The sequence below is a fragment of the Streptomyces sp. NPDC030840 genome, from assembly GCF_055572015.1.
In genome coordinates this window covers 412,179-438,826 of sequence record NZ_JBVIEE010000001.1, presented here as the reverse complement: position 1 = coordinate 438,826, position 26,648 = coordinate 412,179, and the positions used below count along the sequence as shown (strand labels likewise).

Here is a 26,648-nt window from a genome sequence, read left to right as displayed (position 1 = left end):
CGAGTGCCAGCATTCCCACCAGTGTACGGCGGCGGGGTACGGCCCCGGCAAGGGCGGCCACGCCCCGTCGTGCCGACGTGTACCGACGTGTCCCGCGATGTCGTACTGGCGAGTACGCGCGGAGCGCCGGAACAGGAGCGGCCCGTCGTGCCGGGGTGGGGGGCCTGGGGCTAGCGTCGGCGTATGACGGTGACTTGGGAAGAGGCCGGGTGGGAGAAACTGGCTCCGCACGTGGGGCGCCGCCGCCTCCCTGGCTGGGACTGCACGGCCGGGCTGGTCGTCGGCGAGGGCCGCGCTCTCATGGTCGACGCGGGGTCGAGTCTGCGGGAGGGCGCTCGGTTGCGCGCGGAGGCGCGGGAGCTGCTGGGCCGCCACGGCAAGGGAACGGATCCCGGTGATGTGACGGATCTCCGCGATGTGACACATCTCGCGCTCACCCACCCGCACTTCGACCACGTCCTCGGAGCGGCGGCCTTCGCGGGAGTGGAGGTGTTCGGCGCGGTGGGCCTGGACGCGGTCCTCACCGGCGCACGCTCACGCGAGGAACTGCGCGCCGACGCCGTGCGCCACGGCCTGGACGCCGATGAGGCCGCCGAGGCCGTGGACCACCTCGTCCGTTCCCGCCACCACGTCTCCGGGGAGTGGACGCTGGACCTGGGCGGCGGCTCGCAGGTACTCCTCGCGAACGTCGGGCCGGGCCACACGGCGCACGACCTGGTGGTGCTGGTGCCCGGCTCGTCGCCGTGGCCGGAGGTGGTCTTCTGCGGCGACCTGGTCGAGGAGTCCGGCGAGCCCCAGGCCGGCCCGGACGCCGTCCCCTCGCACTGGCCGGCGGCGCTGGACCGGCTGCTGGCGCTGGGCGGCGAGGACGCGGTGTACGTGCCGGGGCACGGGGCGGTGGTGGACGCGGCGTTCGTCCGGGCGCAACGGGACGCGCTGGCACGCCGCTTCGGCGTGTCGTGAGGAGTGTCCGGCTGGTTCTCGTATCGTCATCCGAATGCGCCAGTACTCGCCGGACCTGACCCCGCCGTGGAAGAGGTCCAAGCCCGTCCCGGAGGTCCCGGCGGAGCCCGGGCTGGTGGTCGAGGAGCCCGGGAGCGGCTTCTGCGGTGCGGTGATCCGCTGCGAGGCGGGCACGGTGACCCTGGAGGACCGCTTCGGCAAGCACCGGGTGTTCCCGCTGGAGCCGCGGGGGTTCCTGCTTGAGGGCCGGGTGGTCACGCTGGTACGCCCCGCCGCGTCCGCGCCGGTACGCCCCACCCGTACGGCCTCCGGCTCGGTCGCCGTGCCCGGCGCACGCGCGCGCGTGGCCCGGGCCGGGCGCATCTACGTGGAGGGCCGCCACGACGCCGAGCTCGTCGAGAAGGTGTGGGGCGACGACCTGCGCATCGAGGGCGTGGTCGTCGAGTACCTGGAGGGCGTCGACGACCTGCCGGCCATCGTCGCGGACTTCGCGCCCGGCCCCGACGCCCGGCTCGGCGTCCTGGTGGACCACCTCGTCCCGGGCAGCAAGGAGTCGCGCATCGCCGAGTCGGTGACGAGCGAGCACGCGCTGGTGGTGGGCCACCCGTACATCGACATCTGGGAGGCGGTGAAGCCGGCGGCCGTCGGGATCGAGGCGTGGCCGCGCGTGCCCCGCGGGCAGGACTGGAAGACGGGGGTGTGCCGGGCGCTGGGGTGGCGCGTGGCGAACACCGGGGAGGCGTGGCAGCGGATTCTCGGCTCGGTGCGCTCGTACAAGGACCTGGAGCCGGCGTTGCTGGGGCGGGTGGAGGAACTGATCGACTTCGTGACGGCACCGGCGTGAGGCGGCGGGGGTTTCCTCGCCCCCGCCGCCCCTACCCGTCCCATCCCCAGGGGCTCCGCCCCTTCGACCCCGCCGGGGCTCCGCCCCGGACCCCGTTTCGGGGGCCGGCCCCCGGACCCCCGCTCCTCAAACTCCCCCAGCTACCGCTGGGAGGTGCCCCCAAGGGGCTGAATCTTTCAGCCCGTCCGGCGTTTGAGGACGAGGCCGAAGGCCGACAGCGGGGGTCTGGGGGCGCAGCCCCCAGGGATGGGACGGGTAGGGGCGGCGGGGGCGAAGGACCCTCCCCCGACGGACCCCGCTCAGTCCACCAGCTCCCGCACCACCGCATCCGCCAACAACCGCCCCCGCAACGTCAGCACGGCCCGCCCCTCCCCGAAGGGCCCTTCCTCCAGCAACCCCTCGGACAGAAAGCGCCGCGCCGCGGCGAGCCCCGCCTCGCGAAGGAGCGACAAGGGGCACCCCTCCCGCAAGCGCAGCTCCAGCAGGATCCGCTCCACCCGCCGGTCCTCGTCCGCCAGGACCTCACGCCCGGCCCCCGGCGACCGCCCCTCCGCCAGGGCCCCCGCGTACGCCCCAGGGTGCTTCACGTTCCACCACCGCACCCCGCCGACGTGGCTGTGGGCACCGGGGCCCGCGCCCCACCAGTCGGCACCGCGCCAGTACAGCTCGTTGTGCAGGCAGCGGCCCGCGACGGACGTGGCCCAGTTCGAGACCTCGTACCAGGAGAAGCCCGCCGCCGACAGCGCGTCCTCCGCGATCAGGTACCGGTCCGCGTGCACGTCGTCGTCCGTCATCGGCACCTCACCCCGCCGGATCCGCCGCGCGAGCTGCGTGCCCTCCTCCACGATCAGCGCGTAGGCCGACACGTGGTCGGGCCCCGCCCCGACCGCCGCCTCCAGGGAGGCCCGCCAGTCGTCGTCGGACTCCCCGGGCGTGCCGTAGATCAGGTCGAGGTTGACGTGTTCGAACCCGGCCGCCCGGGCCTCCGCGACGCAGCGCTCCGGACGCCCCGGCGTGTGCGTGCGGTCCAGCACCCGCAGCACGTGCTGCTTCGCGCTCTGCATGCCGAAGGACACGCGGTTGAAGCCGCCCTCCCTCAGCGCCTCCAGATACGCCGGGTCCACCGACTCCGGGTTCGCCTCCGTGGTGACCTCCGCGTCGTCCGCGAGCCCGAACTCGTCCCGGATCGCCCCCAGCATCCGTACGAGGTCGCCGGCGGCGAGCAGCGTGGGCGTACCGCCGCCGACGAAGACCGTGCGGGCCGGGCGGGGATCGTCGCCCAACACCTTCCGCGCCAGGCGGATCTCGTCGATCAGCGTCTCGGCGTAGTTGTCGCGGGAGGCGAGGACGCCGCCCGTTCCGCGCAGCTCGGTCGCGGTGTAGGTGTTGAAGTCGCAGTAGCCGCAGCGGGTCGCGCAGTACGGGACGTGCAGGTAGAAGCCGAGGGGCCGGTCCGCGGCCCCGGTCAGGGCGTGCGCGGGCAGCGCCCCGTCGTCGGGGACGGGCTCGCCGTCGGGGAGTGCGGAAGGCATGTCCTCCATTCTCCAGCACTGCCCGAAAGCACTGCCCCACCACCAGGTCCTTCGCCCATTACTCCGCCTGTAGCACCAGCAACGCCAGATCGTCCTCCGGTGGCCGCTCCCCGAACTCGTGCACCAGTCTCTTGATCCGCTCCGCGACGAGCTGCGCGCTCAGCCCGCGGCAGTCGGCCAGCGCGGCCGCGAGGCCGTCCCCGTCGTCGAACATCACCGTTCCGCAGCGTCGTTCGGTCACGCCGTCGGTGACGCACAGCAGTGTGTCGCCGGGGTGCAGGGTGAAGGTCTCGGAGGTGTACGCGGTGTCCTCGATCACACCGAGCAGGGTCTGCGGCTCGGCGGCGGGGCGGACGTCGCCGTCCGGGCCGAGGACCAGCGGCAGGGGGTGTCCGGCGGAGGCGAGGGTGCAGTGGACGCCTCCCTCGTACGGGACGAGTTCGCCGTACAGCAGGGACAGGAAGCGGGTCTGGGGGCCCTCGTCGGTGCCGAGACCGGGCCCGCCGGCCGTCACCAGGGCCCGGGCGGCCGCGTCCGCCGCCTCCGTGGCGTCGTCGAGGAGGAGCTGGTTGAGGCGGTCGAGGACGTCGGCGACCTGGTAGCCCTCGCGGGCCAGCAGCCGCAGCCAGGGCCGGGCGAGGCCGATGACGACGGCGGCCTCCGGGCCCTTGCCCTGGACGTCTCCGAGGGCGAAGCACCAGCGGCCGTCGCCGGCCGGGAACAGGTCGTAGAAGTCGCCGCTGGGGCCGCCCTTGTCGCACGGCTCGTAGACGAGCGCGCTGTGCATCCCGGGGATCTCGGCGACCGCGCCCGGCAGCAACCCGCGCTGGAGGACCCGGCTGATGGTGGCCTGGCGGGCGTACTGGCGGGCCGCGCCGATCGCGAGGGCCACCCGGCGGCTGAGGTCCTCGACGAGCCCGGTGACCTCGTCGGCGAAGCGGAGCAGTCCGGCCCGCCCGATGACGAGCGTGCCCAGCGGGCGGCCGCCCGCGATCAGCCGGTACGCGAGCGCGGTACCGGTCTCGGCCTGGTCGGCGAAAGCCTCGGCGGGCCACGCCACGGGCACCGCCCGCGACCGTACGGACTCCGGCAGCCGCGGCGGGTCCTTCTCCAGCGCCTGGCGGAGGCCCTCGATGCGGTTCTCGCTGACGTGCCAGACGCGGGCGAGCCGGGGGCCCGTACCGAGCCCGGCCTCGGCGCCGCGCCAGCCCATGCCCTCGTCCTCCAGCCACACCGCGCACCAGTCGGCCAGGCGCGGCACCAGCAGCTGTCCGGCGAGCGCGGCGACCAGGTCCTCGTCGAGCTGCCCGGCGAGCAGGTCGGAGGCCTCGGCGAGGAAGGAGAGGGCGCCGCGGTTCAGCCAGTCCTTGTCGCCCTCGGTGCCGCGCCTGGGAGCGGGGGCGAGTATCTCGGCGGCGATCGTCCCCCGGTCGAAGGCGGCGTCGGCGGCGTACGCCTCGATCCGCTCACCCTCGACGTCCGCGGACCCGTCGGCGGGCAGGCGCGCCCAGACGGTCTTCACGCCGGTGCGGTAGGTGATGCCCCAGGCGTCGCAGAGCGCGGAGACGAGCCGCAGACCGCGCCCGTACTCCGGGGTGCCGTAGGAGGGCTCCGTGGCGTGCGGGCGCTCGGTGCTGTACGGGCGTTCGGTGCCGTCGTCGCGTACGGCGCGCGCGGGGTGGTGGTCGGAGACCTCGACGACGACGTGGGCGGGCTCCTCGCCGCAGCGCTCGGGGTGATCGGGGGGTTCGAGACGGCACAGCAGGTCGACGTCCGTGCCGGCGTGCACGACGGCGTTGGTGACCAGCTCGCTGACCACGACCAGGACGTCGTCGGCGAACCGGCCGGTGAGGGATTCGGCGCCGGGCAGCGCGAGCCGCCCCCATTCGTCGAGGCTGGCGCGGGCGAAGCGGCGGGCGGCGCCGGGCGCGAGCGGGCCGCCGGGCAACGACGCGCGTGCGACCGCGCGCCGGTCCGTGCCCCGGTGCGCAGGCGTACCAGGAGCACGAGTCGTCGACTCGCGTTGCGTCGGAATGGCCCCCACGGTTCGGCTCCCTGAGCAGTTCGTACGAATAGGCCTCGGGCGGCATGGACAGAGTGACAGACTGGCCACGCCCATAAGCGCCGAGTTACCGAAGTGGGCCACCATGAGTGAGAACAGTGCTACGCGGGTGCTCGAAGACGGTCAGGAAGACGGACAGATTCGGACATCCGATCTACGCCCTCTCCTCGCGGCCATGACGGCCGCGCGGGACGGCGACTTCAGGAAGGCACCGGAGGCGGGCCACGGCATCGTGGCCGAGCTCGCCGCCGTGTTCAACCAGATCATCGACCGCAGCACGCACTTCACCACGGAAGTGCAGCGGGTACGGCGGGAGCTGGTGCGGTACGGCCGTCTCGACGAGCGGCTCTCCGCGAGCCCGGGCCAGGGCAGCTGGACGTCCCGCGTCGACGACGTGAACCAGCTCCTCGACGCCCTGGTGGCGCCCGCGGCCAACGCCACGCGTGTGCTGGACGCGGTGGCCGGCGGGGACCTCACCCAGCGGGTCGACCTGCACGACGGGAACCGGCAACTCCGGGGTGACCTGCGGCGGTTGGGGCGTGCCGTGAACTCCATGGTCGACCAGTTGTCGCTGTTCACGGGTGAGGTGACCCGGGTCGCGCGCGAGGTCGGCACGGAGGGGCGGCTGGGCGGGCGCGCCAAGGTGCGTGGCCTGTCCGGGAGTTGGCGGGACGTGACCGAGGCCGTCAACACGATGGCATCCCGGCTGACGGCACAGGTGCGGGACATCGCCCTGGTGACGACGTCGGTGGCGCGCGGCGACCTCACCCGGACGGTGACCGTCGAGGCGACCGGGGAGCTGCTCGAACTCAAGCTCACGGTCAACACGATGGTGGACCAGCTGTCCGCCTTCGCCGACGAGGTGACCCGGGTGGCCCGTGAGGTCGGCACGGAGGGCCAGTTGGGCGGCCGTGCGCAGGTCAGGGGTGTGTCCGGGGTCTGGAAGGACCTCACCGACAACGTCAACTTCATGGCCTCGAACCTCACGTCCCAGGTGCGGAACATCGCCCAGGTCACCACCGCCGTGGCCAACGGCGACCTCAGTCAGAAGATCACGGTGGACGCGCAGGGCGAGATCCTGGAGCTGAAGTCGACGATCAACACGATGGTGGACCAGCTCTCCGCCTTCGCCGACGAGGTCACCCGCGTCGCCCGCGAGGTCGGCACCGAGGGCAACCTGGGCGGTCGCGCGCAGGTCAGGGGTGTGTCCGGGGTCTGGAAGGACCTCACCGACAACGTCAACTTCATGGCGGACAACCTCACCTCGCAAGTGCGGAACATCGCGCTGGTGTCCACGGCCGTCGCCCAGGGCGACCTCGGCAAGAAGATCACGGTCGAGGCGAAGGGCGAGATCCTGGAGCTGAAGTCCACGATCAACACCATGGTCGACCAGCTCTCCGCCTTCGCCGACGAGGTCACCCGCGTCGCCCGCGAGGTCGGCACCGAGGGCAACCTGGGCGGTCAGGCCCAGGTCAGGGGCGTGTCCGGGGTCTGGAAGGACCTCACCGACAACGTCAACTTCATGGCGCTGAACCTCACCTCGCAGGTCCGCAACATCGCCCAGGTGACCACGGCCGTGGCCAACGGCGACCTGTCCAAGAAGATCACCGTCGACGCCCGCGGCGAGATCCTCGAACTGAAGGACACCGTCAACACGATGGTGGAGCAGCTGCGCGCCTTCGCCGACGAGGTGACCCGGGTGGCCCGCGAGGTGGGCACCGACGGCCGGCTCGGCGGTCGCGCCCAGGTGCTGGGGGTGTCCGGTGTGTGGCGGGATCTGACCGACAACGTCAACTACATGGCCGACAACCTGACCTCCCAGGTGCGGAACATCGCCCAGGTCACCACCGCAGTCGCCAACGGCGACCTGTCCAAGAAGATCGACGTGGACGCGCGCGGCGAGATCCTGGAGCTGAAGACCGCCATCAACACCATGGTCGACACCCTCTCCTCCTTCTCCTCCGAGGTCACGCGGGTGGCCCGCGAGGTGGGCAGCGAGGGCAGGCTCGGCGGTCAGGCACGGGTCGAGGGCGTGTACGGCACCTGGAAGCGCCTGACGACGAACGTGAACGAGCTGGCGTCGAACCTGACCACCCAGGTCCGCGCGATCGCCGAGGTGGCCTCGGCCGTGGCACAGGGCGACATGTCCCGTTCGATCACGGTGGAGACGCAGGGCGAGGTCGCCGAGCTGAAGGACAACATCAACCTGATGGTGGCCAACCTCCGCGAGACCACCCGCGCGAAGGACTGGCTGGAGTCCAACCTGGCGCGGCTGGCGGCGCTGATGCAGGGCCACCGGGACCTGATGGAGGTCGCCGACCTGATCCTGCGCGAGCTGACGCCGCTGGTGAACGCGCAGTACGGCGCCTTCTACCTGGCGGACCCCGAGGAGGACGGAGCGGCGCTGCGCACGGCCGCGCCCGGCAAGGGGCTCGGCAAGGGGCTCGCGTTCATCGCCGGGTACGGCTCGGCGCAGGGCGCGACCGTGGAGACGGGCGGCCTTCCGGTGCACGGGCTGGTGGCGCAGGCGGCGCGGGAGAAGAAGCGGATCCTGGTGGAGGAGGCTCCGCCGGACTACATCAAGATCAACAGTGGTCTGGGCGAGGCGGCCCCGTCCAGCGTGGTCATCATCCCGATCCTGTTCGAGGACAAACTCCTCGGCGTGATCGAACTGGCCTCCTTCTCGCGCTTCTCTGACGTACACCTGGCGTTCTTCGACCAGTTCGTGAACACGATCGGCGTCGCGATCAACACCATCATCGCCAACTCCCGTACGGAGTCGCTCCTCGGCGAGTCCCAGCGCCTCGCCATGCAGCTGCAGGAGCGCTCGGACGAACTCCAGAAGCAGCAGGCGGAGTTGCAGCGCTCGAACGCCGAACTGGAGGAGAAGGCGGCGCTGCTCGCGACCTCCTCCCAGTACAAGTCGGAGTTCCTGGCGAACATGTCGCACGAGCTGCGCACACCGCTGAACTCCCTCCTCATCCTGGCCCGGCTGCTCTCCGACAACCCCGACGGCCATCTCACCGACCAGGAGGTGCAGTTCGCGACGACGATCCACCGCTCCGGCTCGGACCTGCTCCAGCTGATCAACGACATCCTCGACCTGTCGAAGATCGAGGCCGGCCGGATGGACGTACGCCCGAAGAAGCTCCCGCTGATCAAGCTGCTCGACTACGTGCACGCCACGTTCCGCCCGCTCACCCTGGACCGGGGCCTCGCCTTCGAGGTGGCCGTCGGCGAGGACGTGCCGCGCGAGATGTACTCCGACGAGCAGCGCCTCCAGCAGATCCTGCGCAACCTCCTCTCCAACGCGATCAAGTTCACCGCGGGCGGCAGGGTCGAGCTGCGCGTCAACCGCGTCAAGGACCCCGACCACCGCTACACCCGCGAGGACACCGACGAGGTGATCGCCTTCGCCGTCTCCGACACCGGTATCGGCATCGCGCCCGAGAAACTCCCGGTGATCTTCGAGGCGTTCCAGCAGGCCGACGGAACGACGAACCGCAAGTACGGCGGCACGGGCCTCGGCCTGTCCATCAGCCGGGAGATCGCGGGTCTGCTGGGCGGCCGCATCATCGCCGAGAGCGTGCCCGGCAAGGGGTCCACCTTCACGCTGTACGTCCCGGTCGTCAGCCCCGGCCACTCGGCGACCGGACCGGTGCCGGAGGAGCGGGTCCTGCCCGTTCCCGAGCAGTTGTCGGCGGAGCCGTTCACCGGGCCCGACCCGGACGACTCCTGGCCGGCGCCCAACAAGCTGGAGGCCTGGAAGTCGGGCCGCGCCGGACAGGTCCTGCCGGGCCGGCGCGTGCTGATAGTGGACGACGACATCCGCAACGTCTTCGCGCTCACGCACGTGCTCGGACGCGTCGGCATGCCCGTCCTGTACGCGGAGAACGGCCGCGAGGGCATAGAGACACTGGAGCGCAACCCTGACGTCGAACTCGTCCTGATGGACATCATGATGCCGGAGATGGACGGCTACGAGACGATCGCCGCCATCCGCCGCACTCCCCGCTGGGCGGGCCTGCCCATCGTCGCGCTGACCGCCAAGGCGATGCCGGGCGACCGCGAGAAGTCCATCGCGCGCGGCGCCAACGACTACGTACCGAAGCCGGTGGACGTCGACCAGCTGCTCACGGTCGTCTGCGCGCTTCTCGACCCGGAGAATCCGGAGGATCCTGGGAACGCGGACGGCGCCGAGCCGGAGGGGCGATCCGATGCCGAGGGGACGAGCGCCCATGAGGCAGCGGACTGAGTGAGGCAGTCAGAGATGAGCATTGAGGCAACGTCCGACGAGCGCGCCAGCATCCTCCTCGTGGACGACATGGAGGACAACCTGATAGCGCTGGAGGCCGTGCTCGGGTCTCTCAACGAGCCGCTGGTACGGGCCCGTTCCGGGGAGGAGGCCATGAAGGCGCTGCTGCGGCGGCGCTTCGCCGTGGTCCTCCTCGACATCCGCATGCCGGGCATGGACGGTTTCGAGACGGCCGCGAACATCAAACGGCTCGACCAGACCAAGGACGTCCCCATCATCTTCCTGACGGGCACGGACGCCGACGCGGGCTACGCCTTCCGCGGCTACGCCACCGGAGCCGCCGACTACCTCACCAAGCCCTTCGACCCCTGGGTCCTGCGCGCCAAGGTCGCCGTGTTCCTGGACCTGCACCGCAAGAATGTGCAGCTGGAACGGATGCTGGCCCAGGAAAAGACGCTGTTCGCCCGGGTGAGTGACCGTTTGGCGTCCTTGGAGAAGCAACTGGCGGCGAACGGTCCGGTGGACCAGGAAGCGATACGCACCCAGATCCGGGACCTACAAGGCCTGGTGGACGAGATGCGCCCCTGAAAGGGGCGCGGGGCTGTGTTGAATATGCGGCTCCGCCGCGCGGGCGCGACCAGCCACGAACAACCCGCGGCCGGAGAGCAACGGACAGTCCCCCCCCCACCTCTCCCGGCTACGCCTCCCTGGTCCCCGCGTACATCTCATCGATCAGATGCTTGTACTCCCGCTCCACCACCGGCCGCTTCAACTTCAGACTCGGCGTCAGCTCACCGTGCTCCACGTCCAGATCCCGCGGCAGAAGACGGAACTTCTTGATCGTCTGCCACCGCTGGAGCCCCTCGTTGAGGCGCTTGACGTAGCCGTCGATGAGCTCGACCGTCGCGGGCGAGGCGACGACGTCCTCGTACGACTTGCCCTCCATGCCGTTCTCCTTGGCCCAGCCGAGGAGGGACGGCTCGTCGAGGGCGATGAGCGCGGTGCAGAAGTTGCGGTCGGCGCCGATGACCATGACGTTGGACGTGAACGGGCACAGGGCCTTGAACTGGCCCTCGACCTCGGTCGGCGCGATGTACTTGCCGCCGGAGGTCTTGAACAGGTCCTTCTTGCGGTCGGTGATGCGCAGGTAGCCGTCCGGGGAGAGCTCGCCGATGTCACCGGTGTGGAACCAGCCGTCCGGCTCCAGAACCTCCGCCGTCTTCTCGGGCAGCTTGTGGTAGCCCTGCATGATGCCCGGACCGCGCAGCAGGATCTCGCCGTCGTCCGCGATGCGCACCTCGCAGCCGGGCAGCGGCTTGCCGACCGTGCCGGTCCGGTACGCCTCACCGGGGTTGACGAAGGACGCGGCGGACGACTCCGTGAGGCCGTAGCCCTCCAGGATGTGGATCCCCGCGCCGGCGAAGAAGAAGCCGATCTCGGGGGCCAGCGCGACGGAACCGGAGATGCAGGCCCGCAGGTGCCCGCCGAAGGCCTCGCGCAGCTTCTTGAAGACCAGCGCGTCCGCGACCTTGTGCTTGGCGCCCAGGCTGAACGGCACGGAGGCGGTGCCCGTGCGGCGGAAGTTGTCCTGGCTGACCTTGGCGTACTCGCGGGCGACCCCGGACGCCCACTGGAAGATCTTGTACTTGGCCGGGCCGCCCGCGCGGGCCTTGGCGGCCACCCCGTTGTAGACCTTCTCGAAGATGCGCGGCACGGCCGCCATGTACGTCGGCTGGACGACCGGCAGATTCTCGATGATCTTGTCAACGCGGCCGTCGACCGCGGTGACGTGTCCGACCTCGATCTGCCCCGACGTGAGCACCTTGCCGAACACGTGCGCGAGCGGCAGCCACAGGTACTGCACGTCCTCGGCGCTGACCAGGCCGGTCGCGGCGATCGCCTTCGCCATGTACGACCAGTTGTCGTGCGGGAGGCGGACGCCCTTGGGACGGCCCGTGGTGCCGGAGGTGTAGATGAGGGTGGCGAGCTGCTCGGAAGTGATCGCGCCGACCTTCTCCTGGATCAGGTCGGGCTTCTTCTCCAGGTACGCCGCGCCCCGCTCCTCCAGCTCGGCGAGCGAGAGGACCCAGTCCTCGGAGAGATCGGCGCCGGCCGGGTCGATGACGACGACATGGGTCAGGTCGGGCAGCTCGGCCCGCTTCTCCACGGCCTTGGCGAGCTGCGCCGCGTCCTCCGCGATGAGGACCTTGCTCTCGGAGTCGGAGAGGATGTACGCGGATTCGTCGGCGTTCGTCGACGGGTAGACGGTCGTGGTGGCCGCGCCCGCGCACATGATGCCGAGGTCGGCGAGGATCCACTCGACCCGGGTGGCGGAGGCGAGGGCGACGCGCTGCTCCGGCTGCACGCCCAGCTCGATCAGCCCGGCCGCGATGGCGTAGACCCGCTCGGCGGCCTGCGCCCAGCTGAGCGACTTCCAGTCGTCCGGGCCCGCACCCGAGGCAGCGGGCACGGGGTAGCGGTAGGCCTCCGCGTCGGGCGTGGCCGCCACGCGCTCCAGGAAGAGGGCCGCCACGGACGGCGGACGGTTCTCGATCAGGGTCAGTGTGTCGCTCACGACATCCTCCGGGGCCCGCGACAGTGTGCGGCTGGCTCAAAGCGGCTGTTGTTTAACTCGCGAGTAACCATCGAGTGGTGATCAGGGTAGAGCTCGACTGCCCGGTGCGTAAGGGGCGGCGTGCTGTCACTTCCTACAACAACTCCTACAAAGAGCGACCCTACGCGCACGTACGGGCCCGCCGCTCCTTCGGTGCGGCGGGCCCGTATTCTGCCCTGTTTCCGCGGGTAATAGACGCTACGCGGACGGGGCATCGAGGCTCGTGGGGGGGCGGGCGGCAGCTCCCGCCTGCCCCTACTTCTTGCCCTTGCCGGACCCGCCGCCGTCGTCGCTGGACAGCACGGCGATGAAGGCCTCTTGCGGAACTTCCACCGAGCCCACCATCTTCATCCGCTTCTTGCCCTCCTTCTGCTTCTCCAGCAGCTTCCTCTTACGGGAGATGTCACCGCCGTAGCACTTGGCGAGGACGTCCTTGCGGATGGCGCGGATGGTCTCGCGGGCGATGACCCGGGAGCCGATGGCGGCCTGGACGGGCACCTCGAACGCCTGCCGCGGGATCAGCTCCTTGAGCTTGGCGACGAGCCGCACTCCGTAGGCGTACGCCTGGTCCTTGTGGGTGATCGCGGAGAAGGCGTCCACCTTGTCGCCGTGCAGCAGGATGTCGACCTTGACGAGGCTGGAGGTCTGCTCGCCCGTGGGCTCGTAGTCCAGCGACGCGTAGCCGCGGGTCTTGGACTTCAGCTGGTCGAAGAAGTCGAAGACGATCTCGGCGAGCGGGAGCGTGTAGCGGATCTCGACACGGTCCTCGGACAGATAGTCCATCCCGAGCAGGGTCCCGCGCCGGGTCTGGCACAGCTCCATGATCGAGCCGATGAACTCGCTCGGGGCGAGGATCGTGGCGCGCACGACCGGCTCGTACACCTCGCTGATCTTGCCCTCGGGGAACTCGCTCGGGTTGGTGACCGTGTGCTCCGTGCCGTCCTCCATGAGCACGCGGTAGACCACGTTCGGCGCGGTGGCGATGAGGTCGAGCCCGAACTCCCGCTCCAGCCGCTCCCGGATGACGTCGAGGTGCAGCAGCCCCAGGAAGCCGACGCGGAAACCGAAGCCGAGGGCGGCGGAGGTCTCCGGCTCGTAGACCAGCGCGGCGTCGTTGAGCTGGAGCTTGTCGAGGGCGTCGCGCAGCTCCGGGTAGTCGGAGCCGTCGAGGGGGTAGAGGCCGGAGAACACCATCGGCTTGGGGTCCTTGTACCCGCCGAGGGGTTCGGTCGCGCCCTTGCTCAAGCTGGTGATCGTGTCACCGACCTTGGACTGGCGGACGTCCTTCACACCGGTGATGAGGTAGCCCACCTCACCGACCCCGAGCCCGTCGGCACCGAGCATCTCCGGCGAGTTGGTGCCGATCTCCAGCAGCTCGTGGGTGGCGCCGGTGGACATCATCCGGATGCGCTCACGCTTGTTGAGCTGCCCGTCGACGACACGGACGTACGTCACGACACCGCGGTAGGAGTCGTACACGGAGTCGAAGATCATGGCGCGCGCGGGCGCGTCCTTGACCCCGACGGGTGCGGGGATCTCGGCGACGACCTTGTCGAGCAGCGCGTCGACGCCGACGCCGGTCTTGGCGGAGACACGCAGCACGTCGTCGGGGTCGCACCCGACGAGATTGCCGAGCTCCTCGGCGAACTTCTCGGGCTGCGCGGCCGGCAGGTCGATCTTGTTGAGCACGGGGATGATCGTCAGATCGTTCTCCATCGCCAGATACAGATTGGCGAGGGTCTGGGCCTCGATGCCCTGGGCCGCGTCGACGAGGAGGATGGTCCCCTCACACGCCGCCAGCGACCGCGAGACCTCGTACGTGAAGTCGACGTGACCTGGGGTGTCGATCATGTTGAGGATGTGCGTGTTGCCCGGCTCCTTGGTCGGAGCCCACGGCAACCGCACCGCCTGGGACTTGATCGTGATGCCGCGCTCGCGCTCGATGTCCATGCGGTCGAGGTACTGAGCGCGCATCTGCCGCTGCTCGACGACACCGGTGAGCTGGAGCATCCGGTCGGCGAGCGTGGACTTGCCGTGGTCGATGTGCGCGATGATGCAGAAGTTGCGGATCAGCGCCGGGTCGGTACGGCTCGGCTCGGGCACATGGCTGGGGATCGCGGGCACGCAGGGTCCTGATTCTTGAGGCGTCCGCAGTGTCTGCGGTCTCGGGTCGGATCGATACGTAGCCTCCATCGTCCCACGCGTGAGGAGTGGAGACCGGCCCGGGCGACGAGGGGCGCGCGAGCCGGAGGCGGAGGAGCGTGCGGGCCGGGTTGCGGCGGGTGCGTGAGCCGGGTGGGCGGGCGCTCTGTGAAGCGGTGTGGGGGCCTTCCCGCAACGGCGGGGGGCTTCCCCCAGGGAAGGGCAATCGGTCGGCGCGGAACCACCACGCGGCAGGCACCCCGCACGGGACCGGTTTGGGGCGGCGGGAAGCCGACTGGTACCGTGGGGGGCTGTGCCTCATGCCCTCTCAGCGCGAGGCGCGATCGGCTCCACCGGAGTCTCCGGTGGTCCACTCGAAGATCAATCACCGGCGCGTGCGGCGTTGCGGCGTCTCGCGTGCCTGAACCTGAAAAGGCTCATTCGTGGCGAACATCAAGTCCCAGATCAAGCGGATCAAGACCAACGAGAAGGCCCGGCAGCGCAACAAGGCCGTCAAGTCTTCCCTGAAGACCGCGATCCGCAAGACCCGCGAGGCCACGGCCGCGGGTGACGTGGAGAAGGCGACCGTCGCGCTGCGCGAGGCCTCGCGCAAGCTCGACAAGGCCGTCTCCAAGGGCGTCATCCACAAGAACCAGGCTGCCAACAAGAAGTCGGCGCTGGCTTCCCAGGTCGCTTCCCTCAAGGGCTGAGCTTCCGGCTCACTCCTGACTTGACCGCCGGCTGGACCCAGAGCGGGCCCTCTCTCATCCGCTCCCATCCGGCACCCCGGACCTGTACGCGGCCTGCGTTCGCCACGCGGGTACAGGTCCACCGAGCTTCACCCGAGGGCCCCGGCTGCTCCCCTTCCCCAGGGGACAGCCGGGGCCCTCGGCTGTTCCGCTTACCCCCGCCGGGACCGAGCCGCCCGCGCGATCGTCACAACCGCCTTCTCCAACGCGTACTCAGGATCATCGCCCCCACCCTTGACCCCCGCATCGGCCTCCGCGACCGCCCGCAGGGCAACCGCCACCCCGTCCGGCGTCCAGCCCCTCATCTGCTGCCGCACCCGGTCGATCTTCCACGGCGGCATCCCCAGCTCCCGCGCCAGATCGGCCGGCCGCCCGCCCCGCGCCGAGGACAGCTTCCCGATGGCCCGCACCCCCTGAGCCAGCGCACTGGTGATCAGCACGGGTGCGACCCCGGTCGCCAGAGACCACCGCAACGCCTCCAGCGCCTCCGCCGCCCGCCCTTCCACCGCCCGGTCCGCCACTTCAAAACTCGACGCCTCGGCCCGCCCGGTGTAGTACCGCCCGACCACTGCCTCGTCGATGGTCCCCTCGACGTCCGCGACCAGCTGCGACACCGCGGACGCGAGCTCCCGCAGATCGCTCCCGATCGCGTCCACGAGCGCCTGGCACGCCTCGGGCGTGGCGGACCGCCCCAGCGTGCGGAACTCCCCCCGCACGAAGCCCAGCCGCTCCGCCGGCTTCGTCATCTTCGGGCACGCCACCTCCCGCGCCCCCGCCTTGCGCGCCGCGTCCAGCAGCCCCTTGCCCTTGGCCCCGCCCGCGTGCAGCAGCACAAGGGTGATCTCCTCGGCGGGCGAACCGAGGTACGCCTTCACGTCCTTGACCGTGTCGGCCGAGAGATCCTGCGCGCCGCGTACGACCACGACCTTCCGCTCCGCGAAGAGCGACGGACTTGTCAGCTCGGCCAGCGTCCCGGGCTGCAACTGGTCCGAGGTCAGGTCACGTACGTCCGTGTCGGCGTCGGCGGCCTTCGCGGCGGCCACCACCTCCCGCACGGCACGGTCGAGCAGGAGGTCCTCCTGGCCCACGGCAACCGTGACCGGGGCGAGAAGGTCGTCATTCGCAGTCTTCCTGGCCATCTCTCACAGCATCCCACGCACCACTGACAACGCGTCCCGAGCAGGACACTCCACGCGCCGGAACCCACGAACGCAAGGAACGCCCTCACCGGCCCCCAGTACAGGGCTACGGCTCCTCCCGCCAGCCGTCCCACTCCCCCGCGAACTCGTCCAACGCCACGGCGTCGAGCCGCTCCGTCTCGTCCCGCAGAACGACGAGCCACTGGGCGTCCTCCGCGTCGTCCTCCCCGGCCAGCGCGTCCCGTACGAGCTGGGGTTCCTCGTCCAGTCCGAACCGGTCGGCCAGCGCCTCCGCAGCCTCCTCCGCGGCCTCGCGGTCGGGCAGCACCAGCACATGTCTCACATCACTCACGCGGACATTTTCCGATACCCCGCACCACGCTCCCCCGCCGGGCCCGTACGTGCGGAGCGGCATCGGACGCCAGGTCAGAGTTCCGCTCCGTCAGCTCTTCGGAACGATCTGCACGTCAAGGTCGACCCGGATGCTGGGCCCCACGACCGCGATGCCCCGCGCGAGCATCGTCTGCCAGCTCACCGTGTAGTCGTCGCGCCGAAGCTCGGTCGTGGCCTTGCAGGCCGCCCGCACCTCCCCCTCCATACCGTTGCCCAGCCCGAGGTACTCGGTGTCGAGCGTGACCGTCCGCGTCACCCCGTGCAGCGACAGCGCCCCCGTGATCGCCCAGCGGTTGCCGCCCCGGTGCACGAACCGGTCGCTGTAGAACTCCAGCGTCGGAAACCGCTCCACGTCCAGGAAGTCCGCCGACCGCAGATGGTCGTCCCGCATCCTCACGTTCGTGTCGATGGACGCCGCGTCGATCACCACGTGCATCGCCGACCGCTCCATGGACTCCGCGATCCGTATCGCCCCGGCGAACCGGTTGAACCTCCCGTGCACATGCGCCAGTCCGATGTGCCGCGCGGTGAACCCGATCGAGGAATGCGTCGGCTCGATCTCCCAGTCCCCCTCCCAGGGCAGCTCGTACGGCTGGGCGATCTGCAGGGTCACGTCACCGAGCGAGGCCAGCGCGCTCTCACCGACGACGGCGTTCGCCCGGTACGGCGTGTATCCCTCGGCCGACACCGCGAGCCGGTACTCCCCCGCCGGCACCGCCGCGATGAACGACCCGTAGGGGTCCGCACCCCCGCAGACGACCTTGCGGCCCATCGTGTCGCTGACGACGAACTCCGCCTGCCGCACGGGCTCGTTCACCGGATCGAGCACACGGCAGCTGAGCACTCCGGCACCGGGCGGAACCCGTACCGCGCCCAGGGGGCCGCCCCGTTGCCCCTGCCTCGTTCGGTTCTCCCGCCAGCGGCCCAGCATCCGTGACACATCCCTGCGTGACTCGACATCGTGTGTTGCCGAGGATGCATTCGACCACCGCTGGGGCTTTCGAGGCAACACAGGACCACATCGGAAAAACCAGCGCATGTGCTGGGGCTACGCACGAGTAACCCCATTAATCCGCCTTGTCAGACTTTCGCCCCTCCGACACCCGCTCGATCTCGATCCCGAATCTCGCGCCGTACGCCTCCAGCACCTCCCCGTCCCCCGCCTCCCTCACTCCCTCGCCACCCGCAGCCCCTGTGCCCCGCCGACGACCGCGACCGCTCCGTCCTCGTCCGTACGCAGCACCGTCGCGCCGCCGGCCCGCAGCGCCGCGAGCGTGCTCGGTGCCGGGTGACCGTACGGGTTGTCCGCGCCGACCGAGATCAGTGCGAGCCGCGGTGCCACGGCGCGTAGGAGCTCCGGATCCTGGTACGCCGAGCCATGGTGGGCCACCTTCAGCACGTCCACGGCTCCCAGCTCCGCGGCCGCCGGGGATCTCAGCAACGCCCGCTGGGCAGGCGGTTCGAGATCGCCGAGTATCAGCAGGGTCAGCCCGGCGGACCGGACGAGCATGGTCACGCTGGCGTCGTTCGGCCCCTCGGGCGCGGGACCGGTGCCCGGCGGCGGCCACAGCACCCGCCACGCCAGGTGCCCCGTACGCCGCCCCTGCCCCGCCACGGCCCGCGTCACCGGAATGCGCCGGGCCGCCGCCTGCCCCCGCACGAACGCGGCCTGGTCCAGCGGCTCCTCGAACCCCGTGGTCTCGATCGCGCCCACCGGCCGGCCGCGCAGTACCCCTGGCAGTCCCGCCACATGGTCGGCGTGGAAGTGGGTCAGCACGACGAGCGGGACCCTCGTGATGCCGAGCGCGCTCAGACAGCGGTCGACCGCCACCGGATCGGGGCCCGCGTCCACGACCACACCCGCCCCCTCGCCCGCCGCGAGGACGGTCGCGTCGCCCTGTCCGACGTCGCACATCGCGAACCGCCAGCCGGGCGGCGGCCATCCGGTGATCACCCTGGTCAGCGGCGGCGGCTGCACCACCACGAGCAGGAACACCACGAGGCCGGCCAGGCACATCCGGGGACGGCGCACGATCCGCCGCCCCACGAGGACGACCACCACCGTCACCACGGCGAGCAGCAGCGCGCCCGTCCAGCTCCCCGGCCAGTCCACTCCCCCGCCGGGCAGGGCGGCCCCGGTGCGCGCGATGTCCGCGATCCACCCGGTCGGCCAGCCCGCGCACCACGCGAGGGCCTTGGCGACCGGCATCGCCACGGGCGCTGTCGCCAGCGTGGCGAATCCGAGCACCGTGGCCGGTGCCACCGCGAACTCCGCGAGCAGATTGCACGGCACCGCCACCAGACTCACCCGCGCCGACAGCACCGCGACGACCGGCGCGCACACCGCCTGCGCCGCGGCAGCCGCGGCCAGCGCCTCGGCCGGTCGCGGCGGCACCCGGCACCGCTGGAGCGCCGCGCTCCATCGCGGAGCAAGGGTGAGCAGGGCGCCGGTCGCGAGGACCGAGAGCAGGAAGCCGTAACTGCGGGCCAGCCACGGGTCGTAGAGCACCAGCAGCAGAACCGCCGTGGCCAGCGCGGGAATCAGGGATCTTCGGCGCCCGGTCGCGATGGCCAGCAACGCGATCGACCCGCAGGCCGCAGCCCGCAGCACGCTCGGATCCGGCCGGCACACGATCACGAAGCCCAGCGTCAGCACGCCCCCGAACAGCGCGGTGGTACGCAACGGGATACCCAGCAGCGGGGCGAGTCCGCGCCGCTCGGCGCGTTGGGCGAGCCCGGGCGGCCCGATGAACAGGGCGAGGAGGATGGTGAAGTTCGCACCGCTGACGGCCAGGAGGTGCGTGAGGTCCGTGGCCCTGAAGGCCTCGTCCAGCTCGGCCGGAACCCGGGAGGTGTCGCCGACGACGAACCCCGGCAGCAACGCCCGTGCGTCGGCGTCCAGCCCGTCCGTCGCCCGCCTCAGCCCGCTCCGCAGGCTCCCGGCGAACCGCTGCGTCCCGGACGCCTCCGCCACGATGTCCGGCGGCCCGCCGCCCCGCACGCGCAGCACGGCGGCGATCCGGTCCCCGCCGAGCACGGCCGGCACGACCTGCGCGGCGACGCGCACCCGCGTGGAGGGGAGCAGGGACAGCCAGGCCCGGCGTTCGGAACCGACGCCCGGCCTCTCTGAGCTGCCATCAGTTCCCCCGATTCCCGCACTTGCCGAACCTCCCGCACGCGCGCTCCCGGCACGGGTGGGACCCGGCCTCGCGGCCACGATCACCAGGACCGGCGTCCGCGTCGCGAGGACCGTCCCGTCCGGCCTCGTCACCTGCCTGACCTCGGCGTTCAGTAGAACGGCCGTCGGGGCCACGTGGTCTCCTCTGATCCGGGGGCGGGTGAGCCGTGGATCGGAGGTGAGTTCGACCTCGGCCGTGACCTGTGTGTACTGGCGGGCCAACGCGGGGACGGGACCGCGCCGCAGATCCGCCCCGTGCAGTCCGGCGGAGGCAGCCGCCGCGGCGGCGCAGAGCAGGACGGCGGCGACGGAGAACGCTCCTGTGGCCCCCTCGGCCCGGTGCCCGTGAGCCAGCCCGCCGGGCACCGGCACGCGTGCGCGGTGCCGCCGGGCCACGAGCAGGGCAGCGCCCGCGACCAGACAGATCACCACCACGCCGGTGATCCGTTCGGCCGCTGCGTCGAGCGTGACAGCGGCAGTCGCCCAGGCCGCCAACGCGGGCGGTACCAGCCGCAGGTCCGTCGGCCCCTCCTGCCTGGGGTGTGCGGCCCCCAGCCGGCTCACGGACGCCATGTGCACAGGTGCGCGGCCGGGTACGGAGCGCTCGGCAGCGGTGTCCGCACCTCTTCGCGCGCTCCGCTCAGGGGCGTGGAGCTCTCGCTCGGCGCCCCTCATGGCCGTACGAGATTCCGCAGATCGGCGAACCGCCGCTCCCCGATGCCGTTGACCTCGCGGAGCTCGTCGACCGAGCGGAAGCCGCCGTGCTGGGTGCGGTAGTCGATGATGTGCTGGGCCAGCACGGGGCCCACGCCGGGCAGTGTGTCGAGTTGTTCCGCGGTGGCCGTGTTGAGGGAGACGGGAGCGGCGGGGGCGCCACCGGTGGCGGGCCCTCCGGCGCTCCCGGCGCCCGGCACGGCGCCCGCACCGGCTCCCGGCGCGGCGCCCACGGCGGGCGGTTGCGGGCCGCCGACCACCACCTGTTCTCCGTCCATGAGCACGCGGGCGCGGTTGAGTCCCTCGGTGCTCGCGCCCGGCCGCACCCCGCCGGCCGCCCGCAGCGCGTCGGCCACCCGTGAACCGGATGGCAGCCGCTGGATTCCGGGACGGCGCACCTTTCCGCTGACGTCGACCACGATCACGGGACCCGTTGCGGAAGCCGACGCCCCCGGGGAGGCCCCCGTCGCGGCCACGGGCCGCTGTCCGTACTGTTCGTCGTGCGGCGCCGGGCGCACCACGGCAGGCGCGCTCACCGGCTCCGTCCTGCCCGCCCAGAAATGCTGCATGGCGAAGACCGCCGCGACGACCAGCACCACGCCGAGCGCCAGCACGCTTCTCCGCTCCAGCCCGCACCTCGTCTGCAGCCACAGCGGCATCCGCTCCCGGACCGCAGGCCCGAGCCGCTCCCGCCAGGTCGCCCCCGCGCCCTCGGCGGGACGGCCGATGGCGTCGGCTACACCGGCCCCTCGCCCGGTCATCCCTCCCTGGGCGCCGCCCGGCGTCCCTCCCGGGGCGACGCCCGGGCCGTTCAGGGAAACCGGTGGGTCATTGCCCAACTCCCGCCGCTCCCCTGCCCTATCCCCTGTTCCCTCTGCTGTTCCGCGCGCTGTCCCCTCCAGGAGGAGCGCTTCCGCGCGCAGGCGGAGCGCTTCCGCCGAGGCGTGGTGGCGTCGGGACCTGCCACAGGCGAGGGAACGGCGGTGGCGGACCCGGCCGTCGGAGACGGGCCCACGGCCCGGACCACTGGTGACGGTCGCTGTGCGTGAACGTGATCGAAGTGCCATGCGACGAGGATCGGACACTCACGCGGACTCGTGATGATCTTGCTCAATTCCCGTGGATTACCGCCCGGTTGTGGATAACTCGATCACCCGCACGAGCGACCGGGGACCGTTCCACCTGACGGATGCGCAACTGTCACCGGGGCGAGACGACCGCCCCCAGCAGCCCGGGCCCCGTGTGCGCGCCGATCACCGCTCCGACCTCACTGGCGTGCAGATCGACCAGCCCGGGAACCCGCGCCCGCAACCGGTCCGCGAGCGCCTGGGCCCGGTCTGGCGCGGCGAGGTGGTGGACCGCGATGTCGACCTGTGCGCCGCCGGCGCGGGAGGCGACGATCTCCTCCAGACGGGCGATCGCCTTGGACGCCGTGCGTACCTTCTCGAGGAGTTCGATGCGGCCGTCGTCCAGTTGCAGCAGCGGCTTCACCGCGAGGGCCGAGCCGAGCAGCGCCTGGGCGGCACCGATCCGGCCTCCCCGGCGCAGGTAGTCGAGGGTGTCGACATAGAAGAAGGTGGACGTTCCCGCGGCTCGCTTCTCGGCGGCGGTGACGGCCTCGTCCACCGTGCCGCCCGCCTCCGCGGACTGGGCCGCGGCCAGCGCGCAGAACCCGAGTGCCATGGCGACCATCCCGGTGTCGACCACGCGTACCGGCACGGGTGCCTCCCGCGCCGCGAGGACGGCAGCGTCGTAGGTGCCCGAGAACTCGGACGACAGGTGCAGGGAGACGATGCCCGTGGCTCCCGACTCGGCGACCTTGCGGTAGGTCTCGGCGAACAGCTCGGGACTGGGCCGGGAGGTGGTGACGGGCCGTCGCTTCTGGAGTGCCTGCGCCAGCGAGCGCGCCGAGATCTCGGTGCCCTCTTCGAGCGCCCGGTCACCGAGGACCACGGTCAACGGCACCGCGGTGATGCCGTGACGCTCCATCGTCCGTGGCGGCAGGTAGGCCGTTGAATCGGTGACGATAGCGACATGGCGGGACATGAGCTGGAGGTTACCTGCCGGAACGTGCGCGTGGCAGCCCGGCCCCTCCCACCTGCGGTCGGACGGGTGGGATCAAGTCGTGCTCTCGGGGCGGGGTTTCTTCTGCCAGGGGTAGGTGGCACGCGGAGCCGGCGGGTCGATGGCGGCCCGCGTCGGTTCCTCCGCGGCACGGGACCGGGGTGTCTCCGGCCAGGTCTGCCCGGTCGAGGCGGCGGCTTCTGGCGCCGGGGCCTCGGGCCACGGAGGCGCGGCGGCGGAGGGCGGTCCGTGCCCCCCGGCCGATGAGTCGGGTTGGTCTCCGGACGACGAGGTGGATTGCCCGTCCACCGACGTGGTGGGTTCCGTCGTCCAGTGCCGCAGCGCGCCCGCCTCGACGTCGATCTGGGCGCTGAGTGTGTCGAGGTCGTCGTCCGCGAAGCGGCGGGCCCGGTCGCGCGCCGCCCAGCGCAGGGAGTCCGCCGCATTGATGATCCGCTCGGTGCGCTCGCGCAGGTCCGGCAGCCGCTCGGTGATCTTGGCGCGGTCCGGGTCGGACTCCAGGCGCCTCAGCTCGGCGTCCAGCTCGTGCCCGTGCGCGCTGAGACGCTGGAAGAGCGCCAGCGACTCCTTCAGGGACTCGTCCTCCGCCACGCCAGCGTGCAGCGCGTCCTGGGTGGCGCGCATCGATGTGCGCAGCTTGAGACGGAGGTCCGCCAGCTGGCCCACCACACCGGGCTGGGCGAAGCTCTTCGCGCGCAGCGTGGTGTCCTCGACCGTGCGGCGTGCCTGCTCGATCGTGCGGTCCACACCGCGCTTGGCGGCGCCGACCACCTTCACCGTGGCGTACGCGCCCAGCACCACGAACAGCACGAAGATCAGGGCGACCACTGCGATCACGGCCTCCACGACGCTCCTCCTCCGACCCGCTCGGCAGCTGCTGCGCTGTTCTTCCACGGTAAACGCCACGGGCAGGTCCAGAGTTCCTGAAGAACCCCGAACCTGCCCGTAAGGGATCACCCGGAGCCGTACGCAGGCCGCCCGATGAGCCGCCGACGTGCGGAACAGCCGCCCACCCGGCCGCGGCGGGTGTCACGCCGTGACGATGTTCACCAGCTTCGGCGCCCGCACGATGACCTTGCGGATCCCCGCACCGCCCAGCGCGGCGACGACCTTCTCGTCGGTCAGCGCCACCTTCTCCAGCTCCTCCTCGGAGATGGACGGCGGAACCTCCAGACGCGCCTTGACCTTGCCCTTGATCTGCACGACGCAGGTGACGGTCTCGTCCACGACGTACGCCGGGTCGGCGACAGGGAAGTCCTGGTGGACGACCGAGTCGGTGCGGCCCAGCTTGCGCCACAGCTCCTCGGCGATGTGCGGGGCCAGCGGCGCGACCAGCAGCACCAGGGGCTCGGCCACGGAACGCGGCACCGGGCCACCCGCCTTGGTCAGGTGGTTGTTCAGCTCGGTGATCTTGGCGATCGCGGTGTTGAACCGCAGGCCCTCCAGGTCCTGGCGCACGCCGTCGATGGCCTTGTGCAGCGCCCGCAGGGTGTCCACGTCGATGTCGGCGTCCTCGACCTCGACGACGGTGACCTCGCCGGTCGTCTCGTCCACGACGTTGCGCCACAGCCGCTGCAGCAGCCGGAACTGGCCCACCACCGCGCGTGTGTCCCACGGCCGCGACACGTCCAGCGGGCCCATCGCCATCTCGTACAGGCGCAGCGTGTCGGCACCGTACTCGGCGGCGATCTCGTCGGGAGTGACCGCGTTCTTCAGGGACTTGCCCATCTTGCCCAGCAGGCGGGTGACCTTCTCGCCCTGGTAGTAGTAGGCGCCGTCGCGCTCCTCGACCTCGGCGGCGGGCACCGCGATGCCACGGCTGTCGCGGTAGACGTACGCCTGGATCATGCCCTGGTTGAACAGCTTGTGGAACGGCTCGGCCGACGAGACGTGCCCCAGGTCGTACAGGACCTTGGACCAGAAGCGCGCGTACAGCAGGTGCAGCACGGCGTGTTCGGCGCCGCCCACGTACAGGTCGACGCCGCCGTGCGGCATGCCCTCGCGCGGGCCCATCCAGTACTGCTCGACGGCCGGGTCGACCAGCTTCTCGCTGTTGTGCGGGTCCAGGTAGCGCAGCTCGTACCAGCAGGAACCGGCCCAGTTGGGCATGGTGTTGGTCTCGCGGCGGTACCGCTTGGGGCCGTCGCCCAGATCCAGCGTGACGTTGACCCATTCCTCGTTGCGGGACAGCGGGGTCTCGGGCTGGGTGTCGGCGTCGTCCGGGTCGAAGGTGCGCGGCGAGTAGTCCTCGACCTCCGGCAGTTCCAGCGGCAGCATCGACTCGGGCAGCGCGTGGGCGACGCCGTCCTCGTCGTAGACGATCGGGAAGGGCTCGCCCCAGTAGCGCTGGCGGCTGAACAGCCAGTCGCGCAGCCGGAAGTTGACGGTGCCCTCGCCGACGCCCCGGCGCTCCAGCCACTCGGTGATGCGGGCCTTGGCCTCGGCGACTCCCAGGCCGTCCAGCGAGACCTCGTCGTTGGCGGAGTTGATGATCTTCGCCTCGTACGACGCGAAGGCGTCCTCCCACGTCGACGTGTCCGTGCCGCGGCCGTCGGTGGGCTCGACGATGCAGCGGATCGGCAGTTCGAAGGCGCGTGCGAACTCGAAGTCCCGCTGGTCGCCCGCCGGGACGGCCATGATGGCGCCGGTTCCGTAGCCCATCAGCACGTAGTCGGCGATGAAGACGGGGATCTGCTCGCCGTTGACGGGGTTGGTGGCGTACGCGCCGATGAAGACGCCGGTCTTGTCCTTGGCCTCGGCCTGCCGCTCCACGTCCGACTTGGAGGCGGCCTGCGCGCGGTACGCGGCGACGGCCTCGGCCGGGGTCGCGTGTCCGCCGGTCCACACCTGGTGCGTGCCCTCGGGCCAGGCGTCCGCGGTGAACTTCTCGACCAGCGGGTGCTCGGGCGCCAGCACCATGTAGGTCGCGCCGAACAGGGTGTCGGGGCGCGTGGTGAAGACCGTGATGCGCTCGCCGTCCACGGGGAAGTCGACGCGGGCGCCTTCGGAGCGGCCGATCCAGTTGCGCTGCTGCAGCTTGATGGCCTCGGGCCAGTCCAGCGCCTCCAGGTCGTCCAGCAGCCGGTCGGCGTAGGCGGTGATGCGCATGTTCCACTGGCGCAGCTTGGCCTTGAAGACGGGGAAGTTGCCGCGCTCGGAGCGGCCGTCGGCGGTGACCTCCTCGTTGGCCAGCACGGTGCCCAGGCCGGGGCACCAGTTGACCGGCGCGTCGGAGGCGTACGCCAGGCGGAACTCGCCCAGGACGTCGGCGCGTTCGGCGGCGGTCAGCTCGCTCCACGCGCGCGTGTGTCCCGGTACGGCGCGCTCACCGGACTCGAACTCGGCGACCAGCTCGGCGATCGGGCGGGCCTTCCTCGCCTCGTCGTCGTACCAGGAGTTGAAGATCTGCAGGAAGATCCACTGGGTCCACTTGTAGTAGTCCGGGTCGATCGTGGCGAAGGACCGGCGCCTGTCGTGGCCCAGGCCCAGCCGGCGCAGCTGGACCTTCATGTTCTCGATGTTGGCCTCGGTGGACACGCGCGGGTGCGTGCCGGTCTGCACGGCGTACTGCTCGGCGGGCAGGCCGAAGGCGTCGAAGCCCAGGGTGTGCAGGACGTTGTGGCCGGTCATCCGCTGGAAGCGGGCGAAGACATCGGTGGCGATGTAGCCCAGGGGGTGACCGACGTGCAGGCCCGCACCCGAGGGGTACGGGAACATGTCCATGATGAACTTCTTGGGCTTGGCGGCCCGCTCCGGGCTGTCCGCCAGGTCACCGCTCGGGTTGGGCGCCGCGTACGTGCCCTCCGCGTCCCAGAAGTCCTGCCAGCGTGCCTCGATCTCGGCCGCGACGGCGGCCGTGTAGCGGTGCGGCGCTGCCTCCGCCGACACGGCGGCGGCAGCGGGGTTCGTCTCGCTCATGATCCTCAAAGCTCCATCGATCGTCTCTGCCAGCGACTGTGACGTTCAAGAAACGAAAAA

The 26,648-nt window shown here is 71.2% G+C and carries 17 protein-coding genes; 5 read left to right on the top strand and 12 right to left on the bottom strand.

Annotated elements, in window-relative coordinates; translation table 11 throughout:
- Positions 1-183 precede the first annotated feature (183 nt).
- Positions 184-963, top strand: coding sequence for an MBL fold metallo-hydrolase (locus ACZ49J_RS01805; RefSeq protein ID WP_467447231.1), 780 nt, complete (start codon positions 184-186; stop codon positions 961-963).
- A 34-nt stretch (positions 964-997) separates the two neighbouring features.
- Entirely contained in the window at positions 998-1,807 is an 810-nt protein-coding gene (locus ACZ49J_RS01800; protein WP_467447230.1) for a DUF3097 domain-containing protein, read from the top strand.
- 299 nt (positions 1,808-2,106) lie between these two features.
- On the opposite strand, the gene hemW is transcribed toward ACZ49J_RS01800, so the two are convergent.
- Positions 2,107-3,339, bottom strand: coding sequence for a radical SAM family heme chaperone HemW (gene hemW, locus ACZ49J_RS01795; RefSeq protein ID WP_467455442.1), 1,233 nt, complete (start codon positions 3,337-3,339; stop codon positions 2,107-2,109).
- 58 nt (positions 3,340-3,397) lie between these two features.
- Complete coding sequence (locus ACZ49J_RS01790; protein WP_467455444.1) at positions 3,398-5,383, bottom strand: SpoIIE family protein phosphatase; 1,986 nt, start codon at positions 5,381-5,383, stop codon at positions 3,398-3,400.
- Positions 5,384-5,576: 193 nt separating this feature from the next.
- Between ACZ49J_RS01790 and ACZ49J_RS01785 the strand changes: the two genes are divergently transcribed.
- Together ACZ49J_RS01785 and ACZ49J_RS01780 are read left to right on the top strand one after the other, a co-directional pair.
- Positions 5,577-9,656, top strand: coding sequence for a HAMP domain-containing protein (locus ACZ49J_RS01785; RefSeq protein WP_467455446.1), 4,080 nt, complete (start codon positions 5,577-5,579; stop codon positions 9,654-9,656).
- A gap of 15 nt (positions 9,657-9,671) precedes the next feature.
- Positions 9,672-10,244: a response regulator gene (locus tag ACZ49J_RS01780; RefSeq protein WP_467455448.1), complete on the top strand. Its 573-nt coding sequence runs from the start codon at positions 9,672-9,674 to the stop codon at positions 10,242-10,244.
- Between the two features lie 109 nt (positions 10,245-10,353).
- Here the strand turns inward: ACZ49J_RS01780 and ACZ49J_RS01775 are convergent, their stop codons facing one another.
- Together ACZ49J_RS01775 and lepA are read right to left on the bottom strand one after the other, a co-directional pair.
- Entirely contained in the window at positions 10,354-12,231 is a 1,878-nt protein-coding gene (locus ACZ49J_RS01775; protein WP_467455450.1) for an AMP-dependent synthetase/ligase, read from the bottom strand.
- A gap of 294 nt (positions 12,232-12,525) precedes the next feature.
- Complete coding sequence (gene lepA, locus ACZ49J_RS01770; protein WP_467455451.1) at positions 12,526-14,394, bottom strand: translation elongation factor 4; 1,869 nt, start codon at positions 14,392-14,394, stop codon at positions 12,526-12,528.
- 461 nt (positions 14,395-14,855) lie between these two features.
- Here lepA and rpsT point away from each other — a divergent pair, with 461 nt between their 5' ends.
- Complete coding sequence (gene rpsT / locus ACZ49J_RS01765; protein ID WP_467455452.1) at positions 14,856-15,122, top strand: 30S ribosomal protein S20; 267 nt, start codon at positions 14,856-14,858, stop codon at positions 15,120-15,122.
- A 191-nt stretch (positions 15,123-15,313) separates the two neighbouring features.
- Here rpsT and holA read toward each other — a convergent pair whose 3' ends face one another.
- From holA to leuS, 8 genes are all read right to left on the bottom strand, one after another.
- Positions 15,314-16,300, bottom strand: a complete 987-nt coding sequence (holA, locus tag ACZ49J_RS01760) for a DNA polymerase III subunit delta (RefSeq protein WP_467455453.1) — start codon at positions 16,298-16,300, stop codon at positions 15,314-15,316.
- A 106-nt stretch (positions 16,301-16,406) separates the two neighbouring features.
- Positions 16,407-16,652: a hypothetical protein gene (locus ACZ49J_RS01755; protein WP_467455455.1), complete on the bottom strand. Its 246-nt coding sequence runs from the start codon at positions 16,650-16,652 to the stop codon at positions 16,407-16,409.
- Between the two features lie 90 nt (positions 16,653-16,742).
- Positions 16,743-17,624: a YceI family protein gene (locus tag ACZ49J_RS01750; RefSeq protein WP_467455456.1), complete on the bottom strand. Its 882-nt coding sequence runs from the start codon at positions 17,622-17,624 to the stop codon at positions 16,743-16,745.
- A gap of 237 nt (positions 17,625-17,861) precedes the next feature.
- Positions 17,862-20,444 carry a ComEC/Rec2 family competence protein gene (locus ACZ49J_RS01745; protein WP_467455458.1) on the bottom strand — a complete coding sequence of 861 codons (2,583 nt, stop codon included), beginning with the start codon at positions 20,442-20,444 and terminating at the stop codon, positions 17,862-17,864.
- 98 nt (positions 20,445-20,542) lie between these two features.
- A complete protein-coding gene (locus ACZ49J_RS01740) occupies positions 20,543-21,652 on the bottom strand; it encodes a ComEA family DNA-binding protein (RefSeq protein ID WP_467455459.1) in 1,110 nt (369 codons plus the stop codon).
- A gap of 133 nt (positions 21,653-21,785) precedes the next feature.
- Positions 21,786-22,631, bottom strand: coding sequence for a DegV family protein (locus tag ACZ49J_RS01735; RefSeq protein ID WP_467455460.1), 846 nt, complete (start codon positions 22,629-22,631; stop codon positions 21,786-21,788).
- A 72-nt stretch (positions 22,632-22,703) separates the two neighbouring features.
- Positions 22,704-23,516, bottom strand: a complete 813-nt coding sequence (locus ACZ49J_RS01730) for a hypothetical protein (protein ID WP_467455462.1) — start codon at positions 23,514-23,516, stop codon at positions 22,704-22,706.
- 183 nt (positions 23,517-23,699) lie between these two features.
- On the bottom strand, positions 23,700-26,588 hold the full coding sequence (gene leuS, locus ACZ49J_RS01725) for a leucine--tRNA ligase (protein WP_467455463.1): 2,889 nt from the start codon (positions 26,586-26,588) through the stop codon (positions 23,700-23,702).
- Between the last annotated feature and the right edge of the window lie 60 nt (positions 26,589-26,648).